The sequence below is a fragment of the Alteromonas sp. CNT1-28 genome (genome assembly GCF_022348345.1).
GTDB lineage: Bacteria > Pseudomonadota > Gammaproteobacteria > Enterobacterales > Alteromonadaceae > Alteromonas > Alteromonas macleodii.
Window position 1 is genome coordinate 80,248 of sequence record NZ_JAKREZ010000013.1, and the last position, 13,639, is coordinate 93,886.

The following is a 13,639-nucleotide window of genomic DNA, read 5'->3' on the forward strand; positions in this document are numbered from 1 at the left end:
AAACCGGTTGCGTTCAAGGGGTGATTATAATAGTGTTACCAGATAGCTATCTTGTATTAATAAATTTTTAACATTGACTGGGTTTTTCAACTTAGCTTGTAAAGGTAGCGGGTGATTTCCGTATTATGGCTTCGTCAACATGAAGACAATGTCACTAACAGGTACCAGAGAGCACGTATGACCGATACTTTTTCCCTTCTTTTTGTCGCCATTTGTAGCATTGTGCTTCTCACATATTTAGTTGTAGTTAGAAAAGTTCATGCTTTTATCGCTATTCTTGTGGCAGCAGCGTTTGTTGGCCTGGGTACGGGAATGCAAGCGGCCGACGTACTGGCTTCCATGCAGTCAGGCATGGGCAACACGCTGGGATTTGTAGCGACCATTGTTGGCCTTGGTGCTATGTTCGGGCAATTCTTAGAAGAATCCGGCGGCATTGATAGGCTTTCGCAAACTATCAACAATAAATTTGGTGATAAGAATAGTCAGTGGGCGGTTGTGTTAACGGGGTTTCTTGTTGCTATACCTGTCTTCTTTGAAGTGGGGCTTATCATATTAATGCCTCTTATTTATTCGTTAGCAAAGAAATCAGGAAAGTCACTTATTTATTACGGAATCCCGCTCACAGCAGGACTCGCTGTCACTCACGCTTTTATTCCTCCAACACCAGGACCTGTAGCGGTAGCTTCAATTTTAGGGGCGGATATCGGCTTAGTCATTTTGTTCGGCTTTATCGTTGGTATTCCTTGCGCCTGTTTAGCCGGCCCAATTTACGCAACATTTTTAGCGAAACGCCTGCACGTACCTGTCCCAAACCATATCATTGAAGCTTCACATAAAAAGCCAAAGGAACTCCCCAGCTTTGGTTCAGTTGCGGCGCTACTGACATTTCCGCTAGTGGCTATTCTGGTGGGTACGTTGGCAAAGTTCACGCTTTCCGAAGGTGTCTTGAAGGAGGCGTTGCTATTTATTGGGCATCCCTTTATCGCCCTGACCATTGCAACCATTGCTTGTTTTAAAGTGCTAGGGAAGAAGCAAGGCTTATCAAGCGAACAAATTAGAAACATTGCATCAAGAGGGTTAGAACCGGTTGCCCTAGTCATACTGGTGACAGGCGCGGGTGGCATGTTTAAACAAGTGCTCATCGATTCTGGGGCGGGGCAGGCCTTCGCCGATGTTGTCGCATTATCGCCGCTCCCACCGTTGGCAGCCGGGTTTCTTATTGCAATTTCAGTCAGAATTATTCAAGGCTCGGCAACGGTTGCCATGTTAACAGCTGCTGGTTTAATGGGCCCTGTAGTGCAGGAACTGGCGTTTTCACCATCAGTACTCGCCCTGATGACAATTGCTATAGCGGCAGGCGCTACGGCCATGTCTCACGTGAACGATACGGGGTTTTGGATCGTAAACCGTTATTTTGATATTTCTGTGAAAGACACGTTTGTGTCTTGGACGTGTATGGCCACCCTAATAGGTTTTATTGGGCTTTTTCTCGTACTAATGCTTGGTTTATTTGTCTAATGTCCCAAGGGGCTCAGACCAACTTGAATCGTTTTTGTGGAAACCGGTTTCAAGCTTTGGCGGCTCAAATGGCTTTAAGATTCACCATTTGAGGCATTATTACTAAACGTCTGTATATAAAGCTGCTCTACTTTATCTCGCGCCCATTGGGTTTTTCTAAGAAACTTAAGTGACGATTTAATCGAAGGATCGTTATTAAAGCAGTTAACTTTGATGCGGTAATACAATCCATCCCATCCGTAACGCTCGTGAAGTTGTGTGACGATTTTCTCTAGCGTTAAGCCATGTAAGGGATTATTAGGTTGCTGATTCATAAAGTGCCGCTGCTTGTTCTAAATTAAGACCCTAGTCTAGCACGAACCCACTTGCTGCGTATCAATGCGCTAAGCTTTACTTTCAATTGTTTCACCCGTAGGTATTTGTTTTGTGTTCGGTATCAAAGGTTGGCTAGCGTCGTTCACTTTCGTCGATGGACTTCGCACTACTCTAGGCTTTCGCGGTGTTTTATAAAGCGGCCAAATAAGCTGTTCTTTCCAGTTGGCGTAAAACATCCCCTCAATACCGTATTGCGCAGGATACTGCCTGGTGATCTTAGCGGTACCAAATAGCACATCCCAAAAGAACAACAGGTTTCCATAATTACCTTTATAGTTGGTCACGCCGTCATCGGCTTTTAATCCGTGATGCGCACTATGTGTTGAAGGCGTTGATATGGTGCGTTCAATTACCCAGGCCACAGGATGTAACCACCGAATATTGTAAAGTCTCTTATCCCATTTCCACTCCGCGTGGGCGCCGGTGATAACGGTAAGTTTAACCACCAAGTAAAAGGCATAGGTCCAACCCAATCCTAGGTAGATTAGCGCGCCGGAAAACCATAGCGAAGGCATAAACAGGTAATAGAAAAAGTTATTTCTGTAAATAATGCGAACGCTCATGTACTTAGCGTTATGGTGGGCTCTATGTAAGTTGTAAAGAAATCGGGTGGAATGTGAAAGCCTATGCCACCAATATTGCATCATGTCATCGAAAATCAAAAGTAGCGCTATGTGCAAGAGAATAGGGGAATCTACAAATATTCCCTGATATTGGGGAAATGCTAGTGCCATCATTGTTGCAGAACAAAATAGAACCAGTGGCTGGGTTACAATAAATAAGAGTAACGTACCTATCAGCTCTACTTTTCCATCATCGCTTATTTCTGTCGTTTTTTTAAATAGCTTACCATTCTTCGCTTCCAGCAAAGCAAACATGATAAAAACCGCTAAAATTGCCCATTGATAACCCATTGTAATGACTCCCACCAAGAGATTGTTGAGAGTAAATTTACATTGCGTTAACATGAAGGAATATATACTTGTATAGATTTGAATGTCATGTCTTACATTCACGGCAAGCAGCAAACCATTATGCCTGACGACTACGTCGAGCTTTGTTTGCCTTTTGGAACGCTAAGAACCTATGCGGCTACCTCGACAATTCACGATAGGGGAAGTAAAAACAAAGGGCTGTCTGTTGTGGTATCAGGAGAAGTAAAGATTGGTAATTATGGCCTGGACGGCAGTTATCAAATTACTACTGTATTGCAACGAGGAGATACGTTTGGCGAGTTCACATTGTATGCATCACTTGCAAGAACGCATCACGCTGAAGCGCTAACGGAATGTAAGGTATTACAAATACCTGAACCTGCTTTTCGTTCTCTGACAAGCCAACATCCAGCGATTGCTGAATTCATCACCCGGTCACTGGCAATAAAGCTTCACTCGGCGCTGGAAAGGTTGGATGATATTCGACGCTTACCCACTCACGTCCAGTTAGCTAAGCTAATTTATCAATCGTATCTTACCTCTAAGCACGTCTTTATACCGTTAAGGCAAAGCGATTATGCTGAAAGATTGGGCGTTACCGTACTTACCGCACATAAATCATTAACGAAGCTGTATGATTTAAAGTTGATTGAAAAGCGCTACGGGGGCGTGGCAATTACCCAGGTCGAGCGACTGGAAGGTTTTTTGAAAGAAAGTTCGTCACTATTACCATTGTAAGAGTGGTTAATGTCCTCCACATGCGAGAGCGCCAAAAGACCCTCCCTCAAATTTATTCCACGCCCATGGCAACTCATGCATCAAGTATTACGCTGGCTTTAGCCCGCCTAAAATAATGTGCTGAATGTTACTTAGCGTGCTCTCGAAGAAAGCGGGATCGCTTAAATCTTTACCGGTTACGGCTTTGATCTGCACGCTGAAATCGGCGTAATGCTGAGTAATGGCCCAAATGCTGAATATCAAGTGTATAGGGTCAACAGGCTTTAGCTTACCCGCTTCAATCCATTCGATAATGACGGCGCTTTTCGCGTCCAGCAGTGTTTTGAGCGGCGTTTCTAATTCCTTTATTAAAAGAGGGGCACCTTGTACCACTTCCATACAAAAAAGCTTAGATTCAGCGGGATTGTCCCTCGACATTTCAAGTTTTACTTTAATGTAGTCGCTCAGGGTTTCTATAGGGTCTTGTTCTGCTGAAAAGCTCTGAAGGGGCGTTAACCACACATCTAAGAGGTGGGTAATAACCGATAAGTACAAACCCTCTTTACTTTTAAAGTAATACAGTAAATTACTTTTTGAGACATTCGCTAGTTCCGATACTTGCTCTACAGTGGTGCCACTCACGCCGTTCTTTGAGAACAAGGAAAGGGCAGCATCCATAATGCGAGTACGCTTTTCTAATAACGCTTTTTCTCTTCGCTTTTGCGTGGTCGGGCTAAATGCTCTCGCTGATTTCGTAATTGTTAGACCTTCAGATTTACTCACTACTTGTCTCTTCTTTACCGGAATTTCCGTGATCAGGCGCTTAGTTTACGTGGAGTTCTCGTCGCTATAAACCCATTTGCACAAATATGCACCAATTAAGTTCAATTGCACTGGACTTGGTGTTCCAAATTGAACCACTAAGTCCAATTTGGGTTTCCGAATTTTTTAAGTTGCTGAAATTTATAAATTAAATGAATTGGCCTGCTTTATGCTGTTCACTAAGTATACCGCCACTTCAATGTTTTGAATTCGGCAACCTTAAAAAAAGCGGGATAAACCGCTTAAAACGCATACAAGCAGAGGTACAACATGGATATAGGTGTATTTATTCCGATTGGGAACAACGGCTGGCTAATTTCGAAAAATTCGCCTCAGTTCAAACCTTCCTTCGATCTCAACAAAGAGATTGTAATGAAGGCTGAAAAGTACGATATGGATTTTGCGCTCTCTATGATCAAACTGCGAGGGTTTGGCGGTGAAACCGAATTTTGGGACTACAACTTAGAGTCGTTTACGTTAATGGCAGGCCTTGCTGCTGTTACCTCAAAAATTCAACTATATGCCACGGCTGCCACACTAGTCTTGCCGCCTGCAATCATGGCGCGCATGGCCAGTACCATCGACTCTATCTCCAACGGACGTTTTGGCGTAAACCTAGTCACTGGCTGGCAACGCCCTGAATACTCGCAAATGGGTATGTGGCCGGGCGATGAATTTTTCGGTAACCGCTATGAGTATTTGGATGAATACATTCAGGTAGTCAAAGAATTATGGGAAACCGGAAAAAGCGATTTTAAAGGCGAGCATTTCCAAATGGATGATTGCCGAATGTTGCCCAAACCACAGCGAAAAATTCCACTTATCTGTGCCGGTCAAAGCGCAGCAGGCATGGATTTCTCTGCCCGTCATGCCGACTATAATTTCTGCTTTGGTAAAGGCGTAAATACACCTACCGCTTTTGCACCAACCGCAGCGCGCTTAACTGAAGCGGCTGAAAAACACGGTCGCAGCGTAGGTTCAGCGGTACTTATCATGGTTATTACCGATGAGACGGATGAAGCCGCCATGGCGAAATGGGAAAGCTATAAAGACGGCAAAGATCAGTCAGCGTTGGACTGGATGGCAACGCAAGGAGCTGCTGATAAGAAATCGGGTAAAGACACGAATATCCGCGATATGACCAACCCAACCTCAGCAGTAAACCTGAACATGGGGACGCTGGTGGGTTCCTATGAGTCGGTGGCCTCTATGCTTGATGAAATAGCCACAGTGCCGGGCTGTGAAGGTGTATTGCTGACCTTCGATGACTTCCTTAAAGGCATGGATGATTTCGGCACTAAAATTCAGCCGCTAATGAAATCCCGTCAGCATTTGCTTAGCACATCGGGAGCCGCCTAATGTCAGCAGGTGAAATATTTGAGGTCTCAGGGTGCTTTCAAGCGCGCCAGACGGGGCAGCCCGTACTGCCAGCTAAGCCTGAACCGTTGACGTTAAACCCTGCGGAAACTGCCGTTATTGCGGTGGATTTGCAAAACGCTTATGCCAGTAAAAACGGCTACTTAGACAAGGCGGGTTTTGATGTGTCCACTACGGCGCCAGTCATTGAAAACACCACTAAAGTGCTTGAAACAGCGCGGGCTGCAGGCATGCCTGTGGTGTTCTTACAAAATGGATGGGATGCCGACTACAAAGAGGCCGGCGGCCCTGGTTCGCCGAACTGGTATAAGTCTAATGCCCTTAAAACCATGCGCAAACAACCAGAGCTTAAGGGAAGTTTGCTCGCCAAAGGTACTTGGGATTACGCGCTTGTCGATGCGCTAAAGCCTCAAGATGGCGACATCATTATTCCTAAAACCCGTTACAGCGGTTTTTACAATACTAATTTGGACAGCATGCTGCGCGCACGCGGTATACGCAACTTAGTGTTTACAGGCATTGCAACCAATGTGTGTGTGGAATCTACGCTGCGCGATGGCTTCCATCTGGAATATTTTGGTGTGGTGCTGGCCGATGCGGCATATCAAGCTGGCCCGCCAGACATTCACGAGGCCTCACTTTTCAACATTCAGACGTTTTTCGGGTGGGTGTCTACCACCGCGCAGTTCTGTGAAGTATTTGAAGGGACGAGTTAGGTGCTTTCTTCTTAGCATCTACTAGCCAACGCAGACAAAAACAACACGATAAATCAGTTAGCACGAATTGAAGTAAACCACTTATAGGCGCTAGGCAGCAACGCATAGAAAGCGCAACGAAAAGGATAAGAACATGCCAAAGAAAGCCATTATTCCAGCAGGTACATCAACGCCAATAGCTCCTTTTGTTCCAGGCTCTATAGCTGACAATATTCTGTATGTGTCAGGTACCTTACCGTTTGACGAAAACAACGACGTAGTCCACGTCGGCGACGCCGAAGCACAAACGCGCCACGTTCTAGAAACCATTAAAAGCGTCATCGAAGAAGCAGGCGGCACTATGGATGACGTCACCTTCAACTCAATTTTTATTACCGATTGGGATGACTACGCCGCGGTAAACAAGGTATACGCCGAATACTTTCCAGGTGAAAAGCCAGCGCGCTACTGCATTAAGGTTGGGCTGGTAAAGCCTGAAGCCTTAATTGAAATTGCGTCTGTAGCACACATTGGGTAGGTGATTATGTTTGGACTTCCCGCGAACTGCGCCCACTGGTTTTATATAGGTGAGCTTTATGCATTCTGATGTGCAGGCAAGTTACGCCCACATTAGCGGCGAAATGAACGGCGAAATGCGTAACAAGTTACATTACGAAATACACGGTCTGACGTCGCCCGACGCCCCCACGATTGTGTTTAGTTCGGGGCTAGGCGGGGCAGCTAAATTTTGGCAGCCGCAACTGGGCGACTTTGCCCAAGACTACAGAGTGATCACTTATGATCAACGTGGCACCAACAAAAGTGTGGGTGACTTGCCAGCGAATTACAGCATTTCAAATATGACGGATGAACTCGCTGCACTTCTTAGAAAACTTGAAGTGCAAGCGTGCCACTTTGTTGGTCACGCGTTGGGCGGTTTGGTAGGGCTTCAGCTTGCGCTATCTAAACCTGAGCTTTTACAAAGTTTAGTACTGGTAAACGCATGGAGCAGTGCAAATCCGCACACATTGCGCTGCTTTAACATACGCAAAGCGTTATTGGCGGCAGGCAGAAAGGACATGTATTTGCAACTTCAGGCGCTGCTGCTGTTTCCGCCTGATTGGATAGCCGCAAATGCTGCCCACTTAGAAGAGGAAGAGGCCCATTCACTCAACCACTTCCCAGACATAAACAATCTGCTTGTCCGCATTGGTGCTCTTAGTGCGTTCGATATCGATAAAAGTTTGCACACCATCACCACGCCAACGCTAGCGCTTGCCAACAAAGACGACACCTTGGTGCCGTGGCAGCGTTCACAGATGTTGGCTGAAGCTATGCCCAACGCCGAATTGTCGGTGATGGAATACGGCGGGCATGCATCAAGCATCACAAACCCAATTGCGTTTAATGAACTGTTGCGAGGGTATTTGAGGCAAGTGGCCTAACGTACCCATGACACTGAATCAGGCTTTAGAGTGTTTTATAGCTGATGAGGCGTATGCATTGTAAACAAGCTGCAAAGCTACAGCCTCAATGACGTGATGGCTAAAAAAGCGCTAAGCGTAAAAAACGAAAACATAGTGCAGTGTTTAAAAGATTTGATAAAACTGGAATGAATTTAAAATGACTGATACACAAAATACAGAGTTTAAAGCAACTAGCCCGCTTGACGAGGCTGGACTAGCCCAACTCTTTACCGATGCGCATACCCACACCAAATGGCACGACAAACCTATTTCAGAAGACGTGTTGAAACAGCTGTACGATTTAGTAAAAGTAGGTTCAACATCGGCAAATTGTAGTCCAGCGCGATTTGTTTTCATTACCTCAGATGAAGGGAGAGAAAAACTCAAACCTTGCCTTTCAAGCGGTAACGTTGAGCAAACCATGACTGCACCTTGTACGGTTATTGTCGCCTACGACGAAGAGTTCTACGAAGAGCTTCCTACCTTATTCCCTTATGCAGATGCGAAAAGCTGGTTTACTTCAAGCCCAGAAGCGGCCTATGAGACCGCCATGCGCAATAGCTCTATGCAAGGGGCTTACTTAATAAGCGCCGTTCGCGCCCTAGGCCTTGACGCTGGCGCCATGTCTGGTTTCAACCCCACATTACTTAACGAAACTTTCTTTTCAGATAGCACGTGGAAGGTAAATTTTTTACTGAACATTGGCTACGGCGATAAAGAGAAAGTACATAAACGCTTACCTCGCTTAAGTTTTGAGCAAGCCTGCCACATCGTGTAACGCCAACTTAAAGGATATTTGTATGACTATTACAGCAATAAAAAACGCAGTAACAGAAGTGCTTCCCCCGGTAACTCCCGAAGCTTATCGAGAAGGTATGTCGAGTTTAGCGGCAGCGGTAAACGTCGTTACAACCATTGGCCCAGAAGGGCGTGCAGGCTTTACGGCGACCGCCGTATGTAGCGTAAGTGATAACCCTGCAACCTTATTGGTTTGTTTAAATCGCGGTGCATCTGTACATCAGGTATTTAAAAACAGCACGCATTTGGTTATCAACACCCTTACTTCACAGCATCAGTTAATTTCAAACACATTCGGTGGTAAAGCGCCCATGAACGAACGCTTTGAAATTGGTGATTGGGTTGAATCGACGACTGGCTGCCCAAGGCTTGCCGATGCTGCAGTAAGCTTCGATTGCATTATTACAGACGTTAAAAGTGTGGCCACTCACGACGTTATTTTTTGCCAGGTGGTGGATATCAAGCAAGACCCAGAAGCCGACGCGCTTTTATATTATCAGCGCGGCTATCACAGCGCATGTAAAGACGCATAACTAAAGGATTAGACAAATAATGAAAGTAGTAGGCCACTTTATTAACGGTGAAACCTGTACCCCAAAGGGGCGCATGCAAGATGTTTATAACCCTGCAACGGGGGAAGCAGAGAAGCTGGTTTTACTGGCGTCAAAAGCGACGGTAAACGATGCTATCGTCAGCGCGCAAAATGCGTTTGTTGAGTGGCGCAATACGCCAGTGAGTAAGCGCGCTCGCGTTATGTTCAAATTTAAAAGCTTACTTGAAGAGCATGCCGATGAAATTATTGCGTTAATTGGTGCGGAGCACGGCAAGATAAGCCACGACGCGGCAGGCGAATTACAGCGCGGTATCGAAAATGTTGAGTTTGCCTGTGGTGCACCCCAGTTGTTAAAGGGCGAGCACAGTAAAAATGTTGGGCCAAGCATAGACTCTTGGAGCGAGTTTCAGCCTCTTGGCGTGGTGGCGGGAATTACACCATTTAACTTTCCGGCCATGGTGCCCCTTTGGATGTTTCCGCTTGCCATTGTATGCGGCAACACCTTTGTTTTAAAACCCTCTGAGCGAGATCCAAGCTGCGCTATTTTCCTAGCAAAGCTACTTAAAGAAGCAGGGCTACCCGACGGCGTTTTTAACGTTATAAATGGCGACAAAGAAGCGGTTGATCAAATACTAGATGACGAGCGCATTAAAGCAGTGAGTTTTGTGGGTTCAACGCCCATCGCCGAATACATCTATTCGAAAGCCAATGCTAATGGCAAGCGCTGCCAAGCATTAGGTGGAGCTAAAAACCACGCTATTGTGATGCCCGATGCCGACATCGACAACGCAGTGAATCAGCTTTTAGGTGCTGCTTTTGGCTCGTCAGGCGAGCGCTGCATGGCGTTGTCTGTCGTGGTTGCCGTAGGCCACAAAGTGGCGGATGAAATTGTAGATAAAATGCAATCAGCCATGGAAAGCTTAAAAGTAGGGGCTTTTGACGATGCGACTAACGATTTCGGACCGCTTATTACACTTCAGCACAAAGAGAATGTAGAAGGCTACATAACCAGTGCGGCTGAGCAAGGGGCTGATGTAGTCGTTGATGGCAGAAACCCTAGCGTAAAAGGCTACGAGACGGGGTTCTTCTTAGGTGCAACACTTATCGACAAGGTTACGCCGGAAATGGCCAGCTACAAAGCTGAGATTTTTGGCCCTGTACTACAAGTTATGCGCGTTAAGAGCATGGAACAAGCTATGCAGCTCATTGACAGCCATGAATACGGCAATGGTACGTGTATTTTCACCCGAGATGGCGAGGCTGCCCGCTACTTCTCAGACAATATCCAAGTGGGCATGGTAGGCATAAACGTACCGCTGCCAGTGCCCGTGTCTTATCACAGCTTTGGTGGTTGGAAGCGCTCACTCTTTGGTGACCTTCACGCATACGGCCCGGATGGCGTTCGCTTTTACACCAAACGCAAAACCATTACTCAACGTTGGCCTTCAAGCGGCATTCGAGAAGGAGTGAGCTTTTCATTTCCAAGTTAATGTCATGGCGTACTGACCTTGATTAACCATAAATGACCATAAAAACTTTGCCCACGCACGGTAACTATTAAGCCTGTATGGCAAATAGTTGCTCGCAGCAGGTAAAAGAACAGAGATTTAGGCTCAGCCATGAGCCATCAATAATAACAATTTAAAACCGCAAGCCTTTGGCAGTTCCTCTCCAGTCCTGCCTTAGGTTTGCACCCCAGTGGCAATCGATATGCAGTTCACGTCGACCGTTACTCTTATAAAAATATCGGGACAACACCGCCGCAAGGCTTGTTAAAAAGAACTATAAACGAGAGTAAAACATGCATACGTTAAACACACACAAGCGTCTGCTGGCGTTAACCGTAGCTATGGCGTTAAGTACGCCAGCGGCCTTTGCTGCAGAGAATGTTTGGGAAAGTATTGAAGTTACCGCGCAAAAGCGCAACGAGAATATAAGCGATGTAGGGATCGCTGTTACTGCGTTTTCTGGTGAACAATTAGAGGCACTTGGCCTTGAAAGCAGTACTGAGCTTATCGCGTTTACCCCTGGCGTATCGTTGGCCGGTGATATCGGTGGTCAGCGTGCTATTTTCAATATTCGAGGCGTGGTGCAAAATGATTACGCTGACTTGGCGGAAGCGCCGGTGGCCGTATACGTTGACGGTGGCTATTTAGCCAGTACCCAAGCACAAACCTTTGGTTTATTCGATGTGGCTCGCATCGAAATTCTCAAAGGCCCACAGGGAACACTATTCGGAAGAAATGCCACAGGCGGACTGGTTAATACGATCACCGCCAAGCCCACTGCAGATACAGAAGGCTACGCGGAATTTACTGCCGCACGTTTCGAGCAATACCGCTTCGAAGGGGCGATATCAGGCGAACTAGCAGACGGCATTTATGGTCGCTTTTCTGGGTTTACCAATCGACAAGGTGAGATACTAGAGAATATTTATGAAGACGGTGCTGCACCCGATACCCGTTTAGGCTCTGTGGGAGGCGGGGAAGATGGGTACAACGATGATACTAAAGCGTTTCGTGCTCAGCTGCTGTTCGATATTGGTGAGCAAGGCTCGTTACTGCTAAGCGGAAACTGGTCAGATACAACCAAAAGTGAAGGCCCTTATCAGGTGGTGAATACCACCGAGATAAAAGATGCCGACGGCAATGTGATTGACGTTATTTACGCTGCTGACGACCCACTTGGCTGCGACACTATTCAGGCAGGCGTGTGCGTAGACGGCAACTTCAATGGCGATCCTTTCCGTCCTGTGCAAGGCGGCGACTTCAACGGTAACTTCGACCCTGATGGGTCGGGCAATAAAGTAAATAAAGACTTTGCCTTTGACGATCAAAACAAGATCAAGTCAAAAGGCCTCGCGGCAACACTAGACTATGCATTTGAAAGCTTCGATTTCTTCGCCATGTCTGATTACAAAGAGTTTAAACGTACCGTTGGCCTCGACTCCGACCAAACAGCGTCACCCGAACTTATTTTTCAATCTAACAGCACCATAGAGCAGTTCAGCCAAGAGTTTCGCTTCTCAGGTGAATCCGCAGACTTAAAGTGGGTTGGGGGGCTTTATTACCTCTCTATCGATACGGATTATAGCCAAGGCTTGGCGGGTTCACCCACCACCTTTTTCTTAGGCGGTGAAGAAAATAACACCCTGGTGTCTCTTGAAACCGAATCTTATTCTGTATTTGGGCAAATAGACTATAGCCTGAGTGACGATCTTGTTCTGGTTGGTGGGTTGCGTTACACCCGTGAAGACAAAGACTTTGTGGGTAATGTGTATCAAAACGAGAATACTAACGACCGAGTTATCGAAATTGACACCACAACGACGTCTTTAGAGACTTTGGTCGATTCTAACGATCAAAATCTGTGGTCGGCCAAGCTACAGCTGGAATACAGTGTGGGTAATAGTTTGTACTATGCAGGCATCAATCGGGGCGTAAAAGCGGGGAGTTTCAATGCCCCGCTTCAAGGAGGTTTCAGCTTATACGAACCTGAAGAACTTACTGCGTATGAAGCGGGTTTAAAGCACAGTTTTATGCAGGGAAGCGGCGTTTTTAATGCCAATGTTTTTTATTATGACTACAGCGATTACCAGTCGTTTTCGTGGGTGAATAATGCGGGGGTGGTGTCAAACGAAGAAGCCTCATTTAGCGGCGTTGAATTAGAAGTGTTCTTAACCCCGACAGACAGCTTAGATGTTATGGTTAACTTCTCATATACCGATGCAGTGGTTGAAGACTTAGAAGTGGCTTCTGGGTACTTTGCTGATACAACGCCGCCATTCACCCCAGAGTATCAAGCGTCTGCCATGCTTCGCTATAACTGGGACGCCTTCGACGGCAATATGGCAGCCCAACTGTCAGCCAATTATCAGTCGGAAACCTTTCACAATGCGCGGAATTTTACCGCTCATGAAATTGATAGCTATGCCACGGCTGATACTCGTTTAACCTGGGTAGACGCTGAGGACAAATGGCTAATAGCGGCTTATGTAGATAACCTGTTTGACTCAGACCATGAACTTATTGGCTTTGACGTAACTGGTTTTTATGGAACCAGCCAGATTTCCTATGCGAAGCCTAGGACGTATGGCGTAACGGTAAGGCGTAATTTCTAATTAGCGTAGTTGCGCTTTGTTTAACAAAATAAAGCGCATCACCTACTTCTAAAAAGAAACGTGCGTAGCTAACCTAAATACCGACGTAGCAAAACGGTATTTAGGTTTTGCGTTAACAAAGCGCGCGAAGCGGCAGTATTTTTGCTTTTCTTTTTTGCTAGGGGCTGTATATGGTCTCCCCCATTATTGCAAGAGTAAACATGCTGTTTTGACTAAAATGGTTTGCGTCCGTATATCCGGCTTCTCGTTGAAGTATTTTCACT

At 46.1% G+C, this 13,639-nt stretch carries 13 protein-coding genes; 10 read left to right on the forward strand and 3 right to left on the reverse strand.

The genetic code is table 11. The annotated features are described in order from the left end of the window. The first annotated feature begins 177 nt into the window (after positions 1-177). Entirely contained in the window at positions 178-1,518 is a 1,341-nt protein-coding gene (locus tag MHN02_RS10435) for a gluconate:H+ symporter (protein WP_014980360.1), read from the forward strand. Between the two features lie 74 nt (positions 1,519-1,592). Here MHN02_RS10435 and MHN02_RS10440 read toward each other — a convergent pair whose 3' ends face one another. Continuing rightward, on the reverse strand, positions 1,593-1,832 hold the full coding sequence (locus MHN02_RS10440) for a VF530 family protein (protein WP_014950784.1): 240 nt from the start codon (positions 1,830-1,832) through the stop codon (positions 1,593-1,595). Positions 1,833-1,901: 69 nt separating this feature from the next. Next, the gene (locus MHN02_RS10445) at positions 1,902-2,807 is read right to left on the reverse strand and encodes a sterol desaturase family protein (RefSeq protein ID WP_239245972.1); all 906 of its coding nucleotides are present in this window, start codon (positions 2,805-2,807) and stop codon (positions 1,902-1,904) included. 87 nt (positions 2,808-2,894) lie between these two features. On the opposite strand from MHN02_RS10445, the gene MHN02_RS10450 reads away from it, so the two are divergent. Further along, positions 2,895-3,566, forward strand: a complete 672-nt coding sequence (locus MHN02_RS10450) for a Crp/Fnr family transcriptional regulator (RefSeq protein ID WP_014977456.1) — start codon at positions 2,895-2,897, stop codon at positions 3,564-3,566. An 87-nt stretch (positions 3,567-3,653) separates the two neighbouring features. On the opposite strand, the gene rutR is transcribed toward MHN02_RS10450, so the two are convergent. Beyond that, a complete protein-coding gene (gene rutR, locus MHN02_RS10455; protein ID WP_239245975.1) occupies positions 3,654-4,328 on the reverse strand; it encodes an HTH-type transcriptional regulator RutR in 675 nt (224 codons plus the stop codon). 309 nt (positions 4,329-4,637) lie between these two features. Between rutR and rutA the strand changes: the two genes are divergently transcribed. The 8 genes from rutA to MHN02_RS10495 all read left to right on the forward strand — a co-directional run bounded on the left by rutA (position 4,638) and on the right by MHN02_RS10495 (position 13,376). Next, on the forward strand, positions 4,638-5,726 hold the full coding sequence (rutA, locus tag MHN02_RS10460) for a pyrimidine utilization protein A (protein WP_239245978.1): 1,089 nt from the start codon (positions 4,638-4,640) through the stop codon (positions 5,724-5,726). Continuing rightward, positions 5,726-6,460, forward strand: coding sequence for a pyrimidine utilization protein B (gene rutB / locus MHN02_RS10465; RefSeq protein WP_239245981.1), 735 nt, complete (start codon positions 5,726-5,728; stop codon positions 6,458-6,460). Before rutA ends, rutB begins: the two co-directional genes overlap by 1 nt. A gap of 133 nt (positions 6,461-6,593) precedes the next feature. Further along, positions 6,594-6,977, forward strand: coding sequence for a pyrimidine utilization protein C (gene rutC / locus MHN02_RS10470; protein ID WP_239245985.1), 384 nt, complete (start codon positions 6,594-6,596; stop codon positions 6,975-6,977). A gap of 58 nt (positions 6,978-7,035) precedes the next feature. Further along, positions 7,036-7,884, forward strand: coding sequence for a pyrimidine utilization protein D (gene rutD, locus MHN02_RS10475; protein WP_239245988.1), 849 nt, complete (start codon positions 7,036-7,038; stop codon positions 7,882-7,884). A 178-nt stretch (positions 7,885-8,062) separates the two neighbouring features. After that, positions 8,063-8,683: a malonic semialdehyde reductase gene (locus tag MHN02_RS10480; protein WP_239245991.1), complete on the forward strand. Its 621-nt coding sequence runs from the start codon at positions 8,063-8,065 to the stop codon at positions 8,681-8,683. A gap of 22 nt (positions 8,684-8,705) precedes the next feature. Then, entirely contained in the window at positions 8,706-9,236 is a 531-nt protein-coding gene (locus MHN02_RS10485; RefSeq protein WP_014950775.1) for a flavin reductase, read from the forward strand. A gap of 19 nt (positions 9,237-9,255) precedes the next feature. Next, a complete protein-coding gene (locus MHN02_RS10490; RefSeq protein WP_239245993.1) occupies positions 9,256-10,746 on the forward strand; it encodes a CoA-acylating methylmalonate-semialdehyde dehydrogenase in 1,491 nt (496 codons plus the stop codon). 311 nt (positions 10,747-11,057) lie between these two features. Continuing rightward, positions 11,058-13,376, forward strand: coding sequence for a TonB-dependent receptor (locus tag MHN02_RS10495; protein WP_239245995.1), 2,319 nt, complete (start codon positions 11,058-11,060; stop codon positions 13,374-13,376). Positions 13,377-13,639: the final 263 nt, after the last annotated feature.

What these genes read in the sequence shown, in the direction of transcription:
- MHN02_RS10435 (WP_014980360.1), top strand. Translation starts at nt 178, where the DNA reads ATGACCGATACTTTTTCCCTTCTTTTTGTCGCCATTTGTAGCATTGTG.
- MHN02_RS10440 (WP_014950784.1), bottom strand. Translation starts at nt 1,832, where the DNA reads ATGAATCAGCAACCTAATAATCCCTTACATGGCTTAACGCTAGAGAAA.
- MHN02_RS10445 (WP_239245972.1), bottom strand. Translation starts at nt 2,807, where the DNA reads ATGGGTTATCAATGGGCAATTTTAGCGGTTTTTATCATGTTTGCTTTG.
- MHN02_RS10450 (WP_014977456.1), top strand. Translation starts at nt 2,895, where the DNA reads ATGTCTTACATTCACGGCAAGCAGCAAACCATTATGCCTGACGACTAC.
- rutA (WP_239245978.1), top strand. Translation starts at nt 4,638, where the DNA reads ATGGATATAGGTGTATTTATTCCGATTGGGAACAACGGCTGGCTAATT.
- rutB (WP_239245981.1), top strand. Translation starts at nt 5,726, where the DNA reads ATGTCAGCAGGTGAAATATTTGAGGTCTCAGGGTGCTTTCAAGCGCGC.
- rutC (WP_239245985.1), top strand. Translation starts at nt 6,594, where the DNA reads ATGCCAAAGAAAGCCATTATTCCAGCAGGTACATCAACGCCAATAGCT.
- rutD (WP_239245988.1), top strand. Translation starts at nt 7,036, where the DNA reads ATGCATTCTGATGTGCAGGCAAGTTACGCCCACATTAGCGGCGAAATG.
- MHN02_RS10480 (WP_239245991.1), top strand. Translation starts at nt 8,063, where the DNA reads ATGACTGATACACAAAATACAGAGTTTAAAGCAACTAGCCCGCTTGAC.
- MHN02_RS10485 (WP_014950775.1), top strand. Translation starts at nt 8,706, where the DNA reads ATGACTATTACAGCAATAAAAAACGCAGTAACAGAAGTGCTTCCCCCG.
- MHN02_RS10490 (WP_239245993.1), top strand. Translation starts at nt 9,256, where the DNA reads ATGAAAGTAGTAGGCCACTTTATTAACGGTGAAACCTGTACCCCAAAG.
- MHN02_RS10495 (WP_239245995.1), top strand. Translation starts at nt 11,058, where the DNA reads ATGCATACGTTAAACACACACAAGCGTCTGCTGGCGTTAACCGTAGCT.